The sequence below is a fragment of the Kitasatospora sp. NPDC033851 genome (genome assembly GCF_055576085.1).
In genome coordinates, this window is the sequence record NZ_JBVIRL010000024.1 from 48,618 (window position 1) to 65,106 (window position 16,489).

Sequence of the window (16,489 nt, forward strand, 5' to 3'; positions counted from 1 at the left end):
GTGGACCGACGGTCCGTACGCTGTGCCTTACACCTGAACAGGGACAACCCGATCGTCGACGACCACCGTGTGCACGGGGTGCGCACCCTGCCGGGAGTGACGTTCCTCGACATCGTCCAACGGCTGCTCGCGGCACACGACTTCCCGCTGGAGCGCACCGGCCTGAGCGACGTGCTGTTCGTCGAGCCCGTGGTGACCACCGAGGCCTTCGACCGGGAGCTGACCGTCGAGGCCGAACCCGACGGCGGCGTCTACCGGGTGACGGCGACCAGCCGGCGCACCCACGACGGCGGCCCGGTCGACGACACCGTGACCACCCACCTGCACGCCACCCTGCACACCGACCTGCCGCCGCTCACCGGCGCGCCCGACCCGGCGCCGGCCGGCGCCGCGCGCGACGTCGCCGAGGTGTACGCGACCGGGCGTTCGGCGGGCATCGAGCACCGGGCGTTCATGCGGGTCACCGGCACCCTGCGGGCCTCGGCGGACCGGGTCCGGTCCGAGATCGCGCTCGGCGAGGAGGCCCGCGCCACGGCCGAGGACTTCCTGCTCCACCCCGCCCTGCTCGACGGCTCCACCATGCAGGCGTACGCGCTCGCCTTCGCGGGCGAGGACGCCGACGGGCGCCCGCTGATCCCGCTGCACATCGGCGGGTTCCGGGCGGTCCGTCCGCTCGGCGAGGCCTGCACGGTGGACCTGCGGTTCACCCGGGTGGCGGCCGGCGCCGACGTGGTGAAGGCCGACATCGACCTGTACGACGGCTCTGGCGCGCCCGCCGCCCGGTTCACCGGCCTCACCTTCAAGCGGATCCGCTCCACGGCGTCGATCACCCGGCTCACCACGGTGGCCGCGGAGCCGGTGGCCGCCGCGCCGGAAGCCCTGCCGGCCCCCTCCGCCCCCTCCGCCCCCTCCGCCCCGCCCGTCCGGTCCGCTCCGTCCGCCCCGGCGGCCGCCGGTGACGGGCTGGGCGACCTCCGGGCGGAGGTCGCCGGGCTGGTCCGCCAGGCCGCCGGGGATCCCGCCCTGGCGGTCGACGGCGACCTCGGCTTCTACGACCTCGGGCTGGACTCGACCCACCTGCTCTCGCTGGTCCGCGCCTTCGAGGAGCGGTGGGACATCTCGCTGTACCCGACCCTGCTGTTCGAGTACCCCACGGTCGACGCGGTCGCCGCCCACCTGCTCGGCCTGCTGCCCGCCGACCGGCGCGCCCCGGCCGCCCCCGCGGTGGACGAGCCGGAGCCCGACGCCCCCGCCCGCACGCACTGCCTGACCGGCGTCTGGCAGTCGGCGCCCCGCCCGGCCGCGCCGGAGCAGGGCCCGCTGCTGGTGATCGGCGACCTCCGGGTTCACCCCGGGCAGATCACCGTCCGGCGCGGCGCGGCCTTCCGCCGGCTGGGGCCCGACGCGTACGAGCTCCGCGCCGACGAGGCCGGCGACCTCCGGCGGCTCCTGGCCGAGCTCGGCACCGCGCCCGAGCGGGTGCTGCACCTGGCCGCGCCCGCCGACGACCTCCCGGAGGCCGTCGAGACGGCCTGCCGCGAGCTGCTCGCCCTGGTGCAGGCGCTCGCGCCGCAACCGGTGTCCGTGGTGCACGCCGGGCCGGGGCCGGTCGCGGCCGCGGTGGCGGGGCTGGCCCGGACCGTCCGCCTGGAGCAGCCCAAGCTCGCCGTGACCGCCGTCGAGTGCGACGGCGACGCCGACCCGCGGGCCCTGCTCGCGGAGTTCGGCAACGGAGCCGAGACCTGGGTGCGGCACTCCCGGGGGCGCCGCGAGGTGCGCCGCTACCGCGACACGCCGCTCGACGCCGGGCAGCGGATCCGCCCCGGCGGCGTCTACCTGGTCACCGGCGGCGCGGGCGGCATCGGCCGGGAACTCGCCGCGCTGCTGGCCGAGCGGGGTGCCACGGCCGTGCTGGCCGGGCGGACGCCCCCGGCGGAGCCGGTCGCCGGCCGGTTCGTCCGCGCCGACGTGACGGTGCCCGCCGACGTAACGGCCCTGGTCGCCGACATCCTCGACCGGCACGGCCGGCTGGACGGCGTCGTGCACGCGGCCGGGGTGCTGCGGGACGCCATGCTGCCCGGAAAGTCCGCCGTGGACCTCGCCGCGGTGCTGGCACCCAAGGTGCGCGGCACGGTGCTGCTCCACCGGGCGACCCGTCATCTGAGCCTCGACTTCTTCGCGCTGTTCTCCTCGGTGACGGGCGTCGCCGGGAACGTCGGGCAGGTGGACTACGCCGCGGCCAGCGCCTTCCAGGACGCCTACGCCCGCGAGCACGGGCTGGTCTCCTTCGGCTGGCCGCTGTGGGCCGAGGGAGGGATGCGCACCGACGACGCGGCGCGTGCGCTGTTCCGCCGGCAGGGGCAGGTCCCGCTGCCGACTGCGGAGGGCCTGGCCGTGTTCGAGCGGGCGCTGTCGCTCACCGGCGCGGAGGTCGTGGTGCTGCACGGCGACCCCGAGCGCGCCCGTGAGGCGCTGGCCCTGGCCCCCGCCGACATCGCCGCCGACGCCCCCGCAGACGTCGCCGCGGTGACCGAGCCGGCCTGGGCCGAGGAGGCCGCGCCCGACCCGACCGGGGACATCGCGGTGATCGGCGTCGCCGGCCGCTACCCCATGGCCGAGGACCTCGACCGGTTCTGGACCAACCTGCGGACCGGACGCGACTGCGTCACCGAGATCCCCAAGGACCGCTGGGGGCCGGACGGCTTCTACGAGCCGCAGCGCGCCCCCGGTCGGTCGACCAGCAAGTGGGGCGGCTTCCTCGACGGCATCGACGAGTTCGACCCCGGCTTCTTCCGGATCACGCCGCGCGAGGCCGAGGGCATGGACCCGCAGGAGCGGCTGTTCCTGCAGACCTCCTGGCACGCCCTGGAGGACGCCGGCCTCACCCGCGCGGACGTCGCCGGGCGCCCGGTGGGCGTCTTCGCCGGGGTGATGTTCACCCAGTACCAGATGCTCGGCCTGGGCGCCGAGGAGCGGCTGCCGGTCCTGCCGACGTCCTTCGCCTCGGCCGTCGCCAACCGGGTCTCCTACTTCCTCGACCTGCGCGGGCCCAGCCTCGCGCTCGACACCATGTGCTCGTCGTCCCTCACCGCGCTGCACCTGGCGTGCGAGAGCCTGCGCTCCGGGGAGTGCGAGGTGGCGCTCGCCGGCGGCGTGAACGCGATCGTCCACCCGTACAAGTACCTGCACCTCAGCCAGGTCGGCTTCGTCTCCTCCGACGGACGCTGCCGGGCCTTCGGCAACGGAGGGGACGGCTACGTGCCCGGCGAGGGCGTCGGCGTCGTCGTGCTCAAGCCGCTGGCCCGCGCGCTGGAGGACGGCGACCGCGTCCTCGGCGTGATCAAGGGCAGCGCCGTCAACCACGGCGGGCGGGCGGGCGGCTTCTTCGTGCCCAACCCGGCCGCCCAGGCCGACGTGGTGCGCCGGGCGCTCGCGCGGGCGAACGTCGACCCGGCCTCGATCGGCTACGTCGAGGCGCACGGCACCGGGACCTCGCTCGGCGACCCGATCGAGATCTCCGCCCTGGACCGGGTCTTCGGCGGGACGACGACCCGGATCGGGTCCGTGAAGTCGTCGATCGGCCACCTGGAGTCCGCGGCCGGGATCGCCGGCCTGACCAAGATCCTCCTTCAGCTGCGCCACCGCACCCTCGCGCCCTCCCTGCACGCCGACCCGGCGAACCCCGCCATCGACTGGGACACCGTCGGGCTGAACGTGCAGCGCCGGGCCGAGCCGTGGCCGGCCGGGGTCGGCACCCCGCGCCGGGCCGGACTGAGCGCGTTCGGCGCGGGCGGGGCCAACGCCCACGTCGTCGTCGAGGAGTTCCCGGAGCCGCCCGGACCGGACACCGGCCTCTGCGGGCCGCAGGCCGTCCTGCTCTCCGCCCGCACGGAGGAGGCGCTGCGCGAACTGGCGTACCGCTACACCGACCTGCCGGGCGCCGACCGGACCGCCGAGGTGGCGGAGCTGGCCGGGCTGGCGGGCGCCGACCCGGACACCGCCCTCGACGAACTCGGCCTGGACGCGGAGGACCTGCGCCGGCTGGCGCTGACGCTCGGCGAGCGCTTCCCCGGCCGGACCCCGCACGTCGACGCGCGCTCGACGCTGGCCGACCTCGCCGCGGCCGTGCCGGCCGGCACCGGAGCCGGCGTCCCGCTGGCGGACCTCGCCTACACCACGCAGACCGGGCGGGAGGCCATGGCCGAGCGGCTCGCCGTGGTCGTCTCCGGGCCGGACGAACTCCGCTCCGCCCTCCAGGCCTACCTGAACGGCTCGGCGCCGGCCAACTGCTATCGGGGCACCGCCGCCGGACCGGGCGGCGTCACCGCCCCGGACTCCCTCGACCCGCACGAGCTGGCCCGGGCCTGGGTGGCCGGCGCCGCCCCCGACTGGCGGGCGCTGCACCGGGACCGCAAGCCGCGCAAGGTGCGGCTTCCCGGCTACCCGTTCGCGCGGGTCCGCTGCTGGGTCGACAACACCCCGGCCGCCCCGGCCACCCGCCCGGCGGCGGCCCCGGCCCCGGTGGCGCTCCCGGCGGACGTCCCCGCGCAGGCCGCCGCGGACGTCCCGATGGACCTCCCGGTCTGGGAGCCGTGCGCGGTCCCCGCCGGGCGGCCGGCCCCCGACGGCCCGGTCGTGGTGCTGCACGACCCCTCCCGGGCGGGCCTGGCGGCCGAGCTGGCGGGCCGTCATGAGGGCGCCCTGGTCGTCGAGTTGGGTGGCCCGGTGACGGTCAGGCCGCGCCTGGTCTACGTCCTGACCGGCGCGACGGAGGCCGCCCCGAACGAGGTGGACCGGGTCGCCCGGGCCGAGGCGTCCGGCGTCCGGGCCCTGGCCCGGTACGCGCGGGAGTGGTCCCGGATCCGGGAGCTCGACTGGGTGATCGTCACCGCCGGTGCCGCCGCCGCCCCCGGGCGCGGTGTCACCGACCCGTACGCCGCCGGGGTCGTCGGCTTCGCCCGGGTGCTGGAGAACGAGCACCGCGGCTGGTCGGTCGCGACCGTCGACCTCGACCCGGCCCACCCGTCCGCCGCCCTGGTGGCACCGGCCCCCCGGGGCACCCGCCTCGCCTACACCGGCACGGTCTGCCACACCCAGGTGCTGCGCCCCGCCCCGGCGGGCGGCGGAGCCGTCCCGCTGCGCCGCGGCGGCCGGTACCTGGTCGTCGGCGGCGCGCAGGGGATCGGCCTGGCGCTCGCCCGCCGGCTGGTCGCCGAGTGGGACGCGCGGGTCGTGCTGGTCGGCCGCAGCGAACGGCCGGCCGACGGGCTCGGGGACGGCATCCGCTACGTCCGGGCCGACGCGACCGACGCCCGCCGGGTGGCGGCCCTCCTCGACGAGGCGGGGCCGGTGCACGGCGTCCTGCACGCCGCCCTGGTCCGCCGCGACCGGCTGACCCACCACCTCTCGGACACCGACCTGACCGAGAGCCTGGCCGCCAAGTCCGGCGTCGCGGCGGTCCTGGTCGACGCCCTGCGCGGACGGCACCTCGATTTCCTGGTGTTCTTCTCGTCCGCGCAGTCCTTCCTGGGCGACCCCGGCCTGGCCAACTACGCGGCCGGATCGACCTTCCTGGACGCCTACGCCCACGCCCTCGACGCCCGCCTGCCGTACCCGGTGCGGGCCGTCGACTGGGGCTACTGGGGCACCGTCGGAGCGGTGGCCGACGACACCCACCGCGACCGTCTGACCGCCGCCGGCTTCGCGTCCATCGAGCCCGGGAGCGGCTTCGCCGCGCTCGCCCGGGCCCTCGGACAGCCGGCGCCCCAGGTCGTCGTGGTACCCGGCAGCGCAGCCCTGCGCGATCGGATGGGAGCAGCGAGAACGGAGACGACGCAGATGGTGCCCACCGGCCGCCCACTGACCGCCGGAGACCGCCGGGTGGTGGACGACTTCCACGCCCTCGACCGCCGCATGACGACGATCGCGAGCGGCGCCCTGCTCGCCGTCCTCGACGACCTCGGCGCGTGGCACGGCTCCGACCCGGATGCCGACGAGGTCGCCCGCCGGGTGGGGGTCGTCCCCCGCTACGACCGGCTGCTGCGCACCCTGCTGACCATGATCATCGAGGAGGGCCTGGTCGAGCTCCGCGACGGGCGCCACCGGCCGGTGCCGGGCGCCCTGGCCGCGGCCCGGGCCGACGGACACCTGCGGCAGCTGGAGGACCTCGCCGCCGAGCACCCCGAGCACGCGGTGTTCGTCCGGCTGCTCGCGCACTGCCTGGCGCACTACGGCGAACTGCTGCGCGGCGAACTCCTCGCCACCGAGCTGCTGTTCCCCTCCTCCGGCACCTCGCTGATGGAGGGCATCTACCGGGGCAACCCGATCAGCGACCTCTACAACGACCTGCTGACGGACCGCCTCATGGCGCACGTCGAGCGGCGGGCGGCCGAGCTGCCGGCCGGCGGGACGGTCCGCGTCCTGGAGGTCGGCTCGGGCACCGGCGGCACCTCCGCCGGCCTGCTCCGCGCGCTGGACCGGTACGGCGACCGGGTGGAGTACTGGTACACCGACCTGTCCGTCACCTTCCTCGCGCACGGCCGGCGGGAGTTCGGCGGACGCCACCCGTTCACCCGGTTCAAGCGCCTCGACCTGGACACCGACCCGGTCACCCAGGGGTTCCCCGCGGGCGGCTTCGACCTGGTGGTCGGCGCGAACGTCCTGCACGCCACCTCCGACCTGGGCCGCGCCGTCCGCCACCTGCGCGCCGTGCTGCGCACCGGGGGCGAGCTGCTGCTCAACGAGCTGACGACGGTCACCCTGTGCGGGACCGTCACCTACGGCCTGTTCGACGGCTGGTGGACGCACCACGACACCGCGCTGCGCCTGCCCGGCTCGCCGCTGCTGGACGTGCCGGGCTGGACGGCGCTGCTCACCGGGGCCGGCTACGGCCCGGTGGCCGCGCTGCCGGGCACCGCGGAGACCGGCCGCAACTTCCAGCACGTCGTCGTCGCCACGGCGGCGCCCGGCACCGCCCAGGACGGCGTCGCCGCGCCGGCCGGCGCCACCGCCACGGCGGCCGCCGGCACCGCCACCGCCCCGACCGGGTACGACCCCGCCGCCGCGTTCACCGACGAGCTGCTGGCGCTCACCTCCGACGCCTCGGGCATCCCGCGCGAGGAGCTGGACCTCGACCGGGCGATCGGGGACTACGGCTTCGACTCCGTCAGCTACAGCCTGCTCGCCACCCGGCTGAACGACGAGTTCGGCTTCGACGTGACCCCCGCGCTGTTCTACGAGACGGCCACCCTGCGCGCCCTGGCCGAGCGCCTGGTCCGCGACCACGGGGACCGGCTGCGCACCCGGTACGCCGGGCCGGCCGGGAACACCGCGCCGGCCGGGAACACCGCGGTCGAACACCGACCGGAGCCGGCCGCCGAGCCCGCCGCCCCGGCCCCGCGGGACGCCGCCCGCCCCGCCGGCCCGGGCCCGATCGCGATCATCGGCCTGTCCGGGCGGATGCCCGGCAGCCGGGACCTGGACGACTTCTGGCGTCACCTCGCGGCCGGCGACGACCTCATCGGCGAGGTGCCGGCCGACCGCTGGGACTGGCGCACCCTCCCGGAGGGCGTGCACGCCCGGCGCGGCGGATTCGTCCACGACGTCGACATGTTCGACCCGCTGTTCTTCGGCATCTCGCCGCACGAGGCCGCCGGGATGGACCCGCAGCAGCGACTGGTGCTGCAGGGGGTGTGGACGGCGCTGGAGGACGCCGGCCTGGCACCCGGCACGCTCGCCGGATCCGACGTCGGCCTGTTCATCGGCGCCGGGTCGAACGACTACGACGAGATCCGGCAGGCCGCAGGCCACCCGGTCGACGCCCACGCCGCCACCGCCACCACCCACTCCATCCTGGTCAACCGCGTCTCCTACCTGCTCGACCTGCACGGGCCGAGCGAGCCGGTCAACACCGGCTGCTCCAGCTCCCTGGTCGCGATCCACCGGGCCGCCGAGGCGATCCGGTCGGGGGAGTGCGACCTCGCGGTGGCCGGTGGCATCAACCTCATCCTGACGCCGCACAACCACGTGCTGCTGAGCAGCACCGGCATGCTCAGCCCCACCGGGCGGTGCCGCTCCTTCGACGCGGACGCGGACGGCTTCGTCCGCAGCGAGGGCTTCGGCCTGGTCGTGCTGACCAGCGCCGACCGGGCGCGCCGGCACACCGTCCGGGCCTGGCTGCGGGGCAGCGCCGTCAACCACGGCGGCCGGGCCCGCTCGCTGACCGCGCCCAACCCGGCCGCCCAGGCGGCGATGATCGTCCGGGCGCACGAGCGCGCGGACGTCGACCCGACCACGATCGGCTACCTGGAGACCCACGGCACCGGCACCGAACTCGGCGACCCGGTCGAGATCAACGGCCTGCGGATGGCCTTCGACGAACTGCGCCGTGGCCGGGGCCTTCCCCAGCCGGCCGAGCCCCACTGCGGGGTCGGCGCGGTGAAGGCCAACGCCGGCCACCTGGAGTCCGCCGCCGGCGCCGCCGGGGTGATCAAGGTGCTGTTGGCGATGGAGCACGGCGTGCTGCCGCCGGTGGCCGGCCTCACCGAGCCCAACCCGCACCTGCGGTTCGACGGGAGCCCGTTCCACCTGGTGCGGTCGGCGACCGCCTGGCCGCGCCCGGCCGGCCACCCGCGCCGCGCGGGCGTCAGCTCCTTCGGCTACGGCGGGGTCAACGCCCACGTCGTGCTGGAGGAGGCGCAGCCGGGCCCGGCGCCGCGGCGTCCGGCCGGCCCCTGGGTCTTCCCGCTGTCGGCGCGCACGCCGCAGGCGCTGCGCCGCTACGCCGCCGCCCTGCGCGACGGCCTGGACCGGATCGCCGACCTGGCGGACGCGGCCCACACGCTGCAGCACGGCCGCGACGCGATGGCCGAGCGACTGGCCGTCACCGCCGCCGACCGCCGGACCCTCGCCGCCGCGCTCGCCGCCGCGGCCGAGGGAGCGGACCACCCCGCGCTGGCCCGGCCCGGTGGCACGGCCCCGGCCGACCGCTGGGTCGCCGGGGAGCCGGTGGAGTGGCCGGACGGCGGCGTGCTGGTGGCGCTGCCCACCTATCCGTTCGAGCGCCGGCGGTGCTGGGTCGGCGAGCACGAGCCGTCCGCCGAGGCGGCCGTGCCCGGGACCACCGCCCCGGCCGAGGCCGAGGCCGTTCCGGTGACTCCGGCCGGGCCTGGCGAGGCCACCCCGGCCGCGGCCGGCACCGCTGCGGCAGGAGTCCGACCGCTCGCGCCGCAGGCGGGATTCGAGGCGCCGAGCCCGGTGCTCGGCCGACAGGAGGTTCAGGTGGCAGTCGCGGGCACGGAAGACCTCCTCGCGGGCACCGCCGCCCCGGCGGCCGGGACGGACCGGGAACAGGGCGCCGGCGCGGCCGACGATGCCTGGCAGGCCGCCGTGGCGGGCGAACTGCTGGCGCTCGTCCAGGAGGTGGCCGGGGTCCTGCCCGGTGAGCTCGCCGCGGACGAGCAGCTCAGCCGCTACGGCTTCGACTCGATCATGTACACCAGGCTCAGCCACCAGGTGAACACCCGCTGGGACCTCGACGTGACCCCGGCATCCTTCTTCGGGGTCGCCACCGTCGAGGACCTGGTGGCCAAGATCCTCCGTGACCACGGCCAGGCCATCCTCGCGCAGGATCCCGCGGTGGCCGCGGCCGCGGCAGCGCCGCTGGCGGCGCCGGTGGCCGCGTTCATGGCCGCGCCGGTCGCCGTGCCGGCCGCCGTCGCCGCGCCCGCCATGGTCGTCGCGCCGGTCGCGCCGGTCGCGCCCGTGGCCACGCCCGCCGTGCCGGTAGCCGCCGCGCCCACCGCCGTGGCCGCGTCGGTCGCCGCGCCGGTCGCCGCGCCGACCGTGGTCGCCGAGCCCACCACCGCCGCCGCCGTGCCGACGAGCGCCCCGGCGCCGGTCGCGGCCGCGCTCGACGGCGTCGCGATCGTCGGCATGGCCGGGGTGCTGCCGGAGTCCGACGACCTGGACGAGTTCTGGGAGCACCTGGTGGCGGGCGACGACCTCGTCCGCGAGATCCCGGCGGACCGCTGGGACTGGCGCCGCATCGACGGCGAGCCCGAGCCGGGCGAGTTCCGCACCAACGTCCGGTGGGGCGGGTTCATGCGCCGGGTCGACCTGTTCGACGCGCGGTTCTTCGGCATCTCGCCGACCGAGGCCGTCGCGATGGACCCGCAGCACCGGCTCGTCCTGGAGGCCACCTGGAGCGCGATCGAGAACGCGGGCATCCGGCCGTCCGCGCTGTCCGGCACGGACACCGGCGTCTTCATCGGGAGCAGCACCTACGACTACTTCGAGCTGCAGCACGCCCTCGGCGTCCCGCTCGACGGCTACAACTCGGCCGGCCGGGCCCACGCGATCCTGTCCAACCGGGTGTCCTACCTGCTGAACCTCCGCGGCCCCAGCGAGCCCGTCGACACCGCCTGCTCGTCCTCGCTGCTCGCCGTCCACAAGGCGGCCGAGGCGATCCGGCAGGGCGAGTGCGAGGTCGCGCTGGCCGGCGGCGTGAACGTCATCGCCTCGCCGACGCTGTTCGTCGACATGAGCCTGGGCGAGATGCTGAGCCCGGACGGCCGCTGCCGCACCTTCGACGCGCGGGCCAACGGCATCGCCCGGGCCGAGGGCGTCGGCATGGTGGTGCTCAAGCGCCTCGACGCGGCGGTGCGCGACGGCGACGTCATCCACGGCGTCCTGCGCGGCAGCGCGGTCAACCACGGCGGCCGCACCAACTCGCTGACCGCGCCCAACCCGGACGCGCAGGCCGCCTGCGTGGTCGCGGCCCACCGCCGTGCCGGAGTGGACCCCCGGACGGTCACCTACGTCGAGACGCACGGCACCGGCACCGAACTCGGCGACCCGATCGAGGTCGAGGGCCTGAAGACGGCCTTCACCCGGCTGTACGCCGACCACGGCGCCCAGTGGACCGAGCCGCACGTCGCGCTGGGGTCGGCGAAGCCCAGCACCGGCCACCTGGAGGCGGCCGCGGGCGTCACCGGCCTGATCAAGGCGCTGCTCTCGATGCGCCACCGGGAGATCCCGGGCAACGTGCACCTCGAAACCCTCAACCCGCACCTGCGGCTGGAGAACAGCCCGCTGCGGGTGGTGCGCGAGCGCGAGCCCTGGCTGCCGGTGCGCACCGCTACCGGGGCCGAGGCCCCGCTGCGTGCGGGGGTGAGCGCCTTCGGGCTGGGCGGGGTCAACGTCCACGCGGTGGTCGAGGAGTACCGCGAGGCGCCGGTCGCCGGGCCCGCCGGCGACCAGCTGTTCGTCCTGTCGGCGCGGGACGCCGAGCGGCTGCGCGACTACGCCGGGAACCTCGCCCGATGGGCCCGGCGCCACGAGGACGTGGACCCGGCCGCGCTCGCCCACACCCTGCAGAGCGGGCGGGAGGAGTACGCCGAGCGCCTCGCCGTCGTCGCCGACTCGCCGTCCTCGCTCGCGGCGGTCCTGGAGGCCTGGCTGGCCGACGGCACCGAGCAGCGGGTGTTCACCGGAAGCGGCCGGGACGCCACCACGTCGCTCCTGCTGGAGGGGGCGGAGGGGCTCCACTACCTGCGGGCCGTCGTGGACGCCGGCCGGCTGGACAAGGTGGCCCGGCTCTGGGTCGGCGGCGCCCCGATCGACTGGGCGCAGCTGTGGCGGGGGGCGGCACCCCGGCGGGTGCCCGCGCCGACCTACCCGTTCGCCCGGGAGAGCTACTGGCTCACCCCCGGCGACCGGTTCGACCGGGTGCAGGCCGCGGGCTCGGGGCTGATCGCGGCCGAGGGCGCCGCCGTGGCGCCGGCCGGGCCCGTGCCGGCCGAGCCCGTCGTGGCCGAGCCCGTCGCGGCTCCGGCCCCCGCTCCGGCTCCGGTGGCGGCGGCCGCACCTGCGGCCGCACCCGTGGCCGCGCCCGCTCCGGCGCCTGCTCCGGTGCCTGCTCCGGCACCGGTGGTGCCCGCGCCCGCCGAGGCCGCCGCGCCCGCCGCGGTCCCGCCGGTCGGGCCGGCACCGGCCGACGGTGACCCGGAGGCCGCCGTCCGCGAGCACGTGCGCGCCCTGCTGGCCGCGCACCTGGGGATGCGGATCGAGCGGCTCACCGTGGACCTGGCGCTGTCCGAGGCGGGGGTGGACTCGCTGGGCCTGCGCCGACTGAGCCGGCGCCTGGGCGCCGACTACGGCGTGAACATCCCGACCCGCATGTTCTCCGTGCGGCAGACCGTCAGGTCGGCGGCGCAGGCGGTGTTCGAGGCCTACGGGCCGTTGCCCGCGTCGCAGCAGCCCGCACCGGCACCCGCACCCGCACCCGTGACCGCACCCGTGACCGCACCGCCGTCCACACCCGCACCGGCACCCGTAACCGCAGCGGCACCCGTAACCGCAGCGGCACCCGTGACCGCGCCGCCGTCGGACGGCATCGCCGCGCTGCTGGCGGGCCTGCGCGACGGCAGCCTCGGCGTCGACGCCGCGCTGGCCGCACTGAAGGAAGGGGCGGGCCGATGAGCACCGCACTGCGCGAACTGCTGGCGGCGATCGCCGCCGGCGAGGTGTCGGAGGACGTGGCGGGGCCGCTGCTGCGCAGCCTGGTCGAGGCCGCCCCGGCCGCCGCCGCCCCGGCCGCTGCCCCGGCCGCCGCCGCCCCGGCCGCCGCGACGGCGCCCGTACCGGCCCCGGCCGCGGCCCCCGCGCCGACGGCGTACGACCCGAACCCCTATCCGCTCACCCGCGGCCAGGCCGCGCTGTGGGCCATCCACGAGGGCCGGCCGGACGCCACCTCCTACAACCTCCCGCTCGGCCTCTGGCTCGGCGAGCAGGTCGACCCGGACCGGCTCGCCGAGGCGCTGATCGCCGCGGTGGAACGCAACCCGGACCTGCGCATCGCCGTCCGGCTGGACGCCACCGGCCCGGTGCAGGTGATCACCGACCGCCCGGTCGAGGTGCCCCGGCTGGACCTCGGGCACGTGACCGACGGCGAGTTCACGGCCCGCGTCAACACCCTCGTCCGGCAGCCGTTCGACCTGGAGCACGACCCGCTGCACCGGTCCTGGCTGATCACCACGCCCGGCGGCGGGACCCTGCTGCTGCTCGTGTTCCACCACCTGATCACCGACGGCGTCTCCAGCCACCTCCTGCTGCGCGACATCGTCGCCTGCTACGACGGGCTGACCTCCGGCCGCGGGCTGCCGCCGGTCGAACCGGCCACGCCGTACTCCGAGTTCGTGCGGTGGCAGCGGGAGATGCTGGCCGGCCCGCAGGCCGAGGAGTACCGGCGCTGGTGGCTCGACCGGCTGGGCGGCGCCTCGACCGCGCCCGTGCTCCAGGCGGTCGCCGACCGCCGCCGGGTCGGCCCCGCCTCGCACACCAGCGGGGCGATGGTGCAGCTCCGGCTGCCGGAGGCCACCTGGAGCGCCGTCCGGAGCACCGCCCGCGCGGCCGGGGTGACCACCTTCGGCGTGGTCTTCGGCGCCTTCGCCGCGCTGCTGCAGCGGCACTCCGGCCACCGCGACATCAGCGTGATGGTGCCGACCGACGGCCGCCCCGAGTACCGCTTCGACCGCACCGTCGGCTACCTGATCAACCCGGTCGTCCTGCGGGTGGACTGCGACCCGCAGCTGAGCTTCACCGAGCTGGCGAACGCCGTCCAGGACGAGATGGTCCGGGCCGAGGACTACGGCGGCTACCCGTTCGCCTCGGTCGTCGACGACCTGCGCCGCGGCCCGGACGCCGGCGCGGAGTTCGGCATCGGCTTCTACCTGCAGCAGGGCGTCGGCGGGGACCAGGACATGGCCGCCGGCCAGACCGTCTTCCGGGACGCCCTCGACCTCACCCAGGAGAGCGAGAACGACCTCGTCGTCGAGGTGGTCGTCCGCGACACCGAGGCCCTGCTGTACGTCAAGTACGACACCGAGCTGTTCGACCGCCCCACCGTCGAGCGGCTGGCCGAGCACTACCGGCTGCTGCTCGAAGCCGTGACGGCCGACCCGAACCGGCGCGTCGCCGACCTCGACCTGGGCACCCCCGACGAGCGGGGCACCCTGGAGCGGGTCAACGCCACCCGCGCCGAGCGGCCGCGCGACGTCAGCACGGCCCAGCTGGTGCTCGCCCGTGCCGAACGGCACCCGGAGCGCACCGCCGTGGTGGACGCCGAGGGCGCGCTGACGTACGCCGAGCTCGCGGGCCGGGTGCGCGCCCTCACCGGGGTGCTGCGCGCCCGCGGGGTGCAGCCGGGCGACCTGGTCGGCGTGCTGACGGACCGTCGCGCCGTGCTGATCGTCGCGCTGCTCGCCGTCCAGGCCGCCGGGGCCGCGTACGTCCCGCTGGACCCGGACTTCCCGGCCGCCAGGCTCGCCCACATCGGCTCCGACGCCGGGCTGGCCGCCGTCCTGCTCGAACCGGGCCTGGCCGACCGGCTGCCCGCGGACGTCCCGGGCGTTCGGATCCCCGTCGACGACCCGGGCGCCGCGGCGCCGGCCGAACCGGTCGCCCGCCGCGACGCCGACCTCGCCTACGTGCTCTACACCTCCGGTTCGACCGGACGGCCCAAGGGCGTCGAGGTCACCCACGGCAACCTGGTCAACCTGCTGACCGCGATGGCCGACCGGCCGGGCTGCACCGAGGACGACGTGCTGCTCGCCGTCACCACCGCCGGCTTCGACATCGCCGGACTGGAGCTGCTGCTGCCGCTCACCCGGGGCGCCACCGTGCGCATCGCGCCCGCGGACACCGTCCGGGACGGGCTGGCGCTGGCTGAGCTGCTGGACGGCTCGGGAGCGACGCTCGTCCAGGCCACCCCGGCCACCTGGCAGATGCTGCTGCACGCCGGCTGGACCGGACGGGTGCGTCGGCTGCTGTGCGGCGGGGAGCCGCTGACCGCCGAACTCGCCACCCAACTGCTCGACCGCTGCGACGAGTTGTGGAACATGTACGGCCCGACCGAGACGACCATCTGGTCCTCCGCGCTGCGGGTGCGCCGCAACCGGCCGGTCACCGTCGGCACCCCGATCGCCAACACCACCTTCCGGGTGGCCGGTCCGGACGGCGCCCCGGTGCCGTTCGGCGCCGTCGGGGAGCTGCTGATCGGCGGGGAGGGCGTCGCCCGGGGCTACCGCAACCGGCCCGAGCTGACCGCCGAGCGCTTCCCGCGCGACCCGGCGACCGGCGAGCGGCTCTACCGGACCGGGGACCTGGCGCGCTGGTCGGCCACCGGGGAGCTGCTGCTGCTCGGCCGGGCCGACCGGCAGGTGAAGCTGCGCGGCCACCGCATCGAGCTCGGCGAGGTCGAGTCCGCCGTCCGGCGGCACCTCGAGGCCGGGGACGTCCGGGTGGTCGTGCGCGAGGACCTGCCGGGCACCCCGCAGCTGGTCGCGTTCGTGACCGCCGCCCCCGACGCCGCGGCCGCGGCCCTCCGACGGGCCGGCGAGCTGCTGCCCGAGTACATGGTCCCGGCCCGGACGGTCGCGCTGACCCGGTTCCCGATGACCCCCAACGGGAAGGTCGACGTCGGCCCGTTGGCGGACCTCCCGCCGGCCGAACTGCTGAGCCGGTTCGGGCACCCGCAGGAGCGGACCGCACCGGGTGCGCCCGCCGCCCCGGCCGCCCCGGCCGCGGCGCGGCAGGCCGCGCCCGCCGGCGACCTGCTGGCCCGGCTGCGCGAAGCCACCGCGGGCGTCGCGGGGCGGCCCGCCGAGGAGGTCCCGGTCGACCGGCCCCTGGGCGAGGTGGGCTTCGACTCCGTCGGCTTCACCCAGCTGGCCGTGGTCCTGCGGGAGCGGCTCGGCATCGCCCTGCGGCCCACCGTCTTCTACTCCCACCCGGACCTCGCCTCGCTGGCGGCCCACCTGACCGCGACCCACCCCGAGGCGCTCGCCCCGGTCGCCCGGGCGTCCGCGACCCCGGTCGCCGGGCCGGCCCCGGCCGCCGGTGCGCCCGCGGCCGCCGTCGGCTACCCGCCGGTCGCGATCATCGGGGTCGGCGGCCGGCTGCCGTCCTCGGCGAGCCTGGAGGAGTTCTGGGGCCACCTCACGGCCGGCCGCGACCTGACCCGCCCGTACCCGCTGGAGCGCGGCTTCTCCGCCCGGTTGTTCCCGGAGAGCTACCGCGGCTCCTTCGTCGACGACGTGGACGCGTTCGACCCGTCGCTGTTCCGCATCTCGCCCCGCGAGGCGGCCCAGATGGACCCGCAGCACCGGCTGCTGCTGCACGCCGCGCACGAGGCCCTGCTGGACTCCGGGCACGTGCCCGCCGAGCTGGCCGGCAGCCGCACCGGTGTCTTCGTCGGGCTCAGCGGCGCGGACTACCTCAGCCTGCTCGGCCCCGGCTCCCCGGAGATGGGCGACCACTTCCTGATCGGCAACGTCGCCTCCATCGCGGCCAACCGCATCTCGTACGTCTACGACCTGAGCGGCCCGAGCGCGGTGTTCGACACCGCCTGCTCCAGCTCGCTGGTCGCGATCCACCGGGCGGCCCGCGCACTGCAGTACGGCGACTGCGAACTGGCCCTGGCCGGCGGGGC

2 protein-coding genes (1 of these 2 running past the window's edge) are annotated in these 16,489 nt (G+C 76.8%); both read left to right on the forward strand.

Translation table 11 applies throughout. The features are described 5' to 3' along the window. The gene (locus tag ACZ51D_RS33845) at positions 1 to 12,480 is read left to right on the forward strand and encodes an SDR family NAD(P)-dependent oxidoreductase (RefSeq protein ID WP_465664395.1); all 12,480 of its coding nucleotides are present in this window, start codon (positions 1 to 3) and stop codon (positions 12,478 to 12,480) included. Continuing rightward, positions 12,477 to 16,489: the 5' portion of an amino acid adenylation domain-containing protein gene (locus ACZ51D_RS33850; protein WP_465664396.1), read on the forward strand. The gene runs 715 nt beyond the window's last position; 4,013 of the gene's 4,728 nt are visible here — the first part of the coding sequence; its start codon is at positions 12,477 to 12,479; its stop codon lies beyond the right edge, outside the window. Before ACZ51D_RS33845 ends, ACZ51D_RS33850 begins: the two co-directional genes overlap by 4 nt.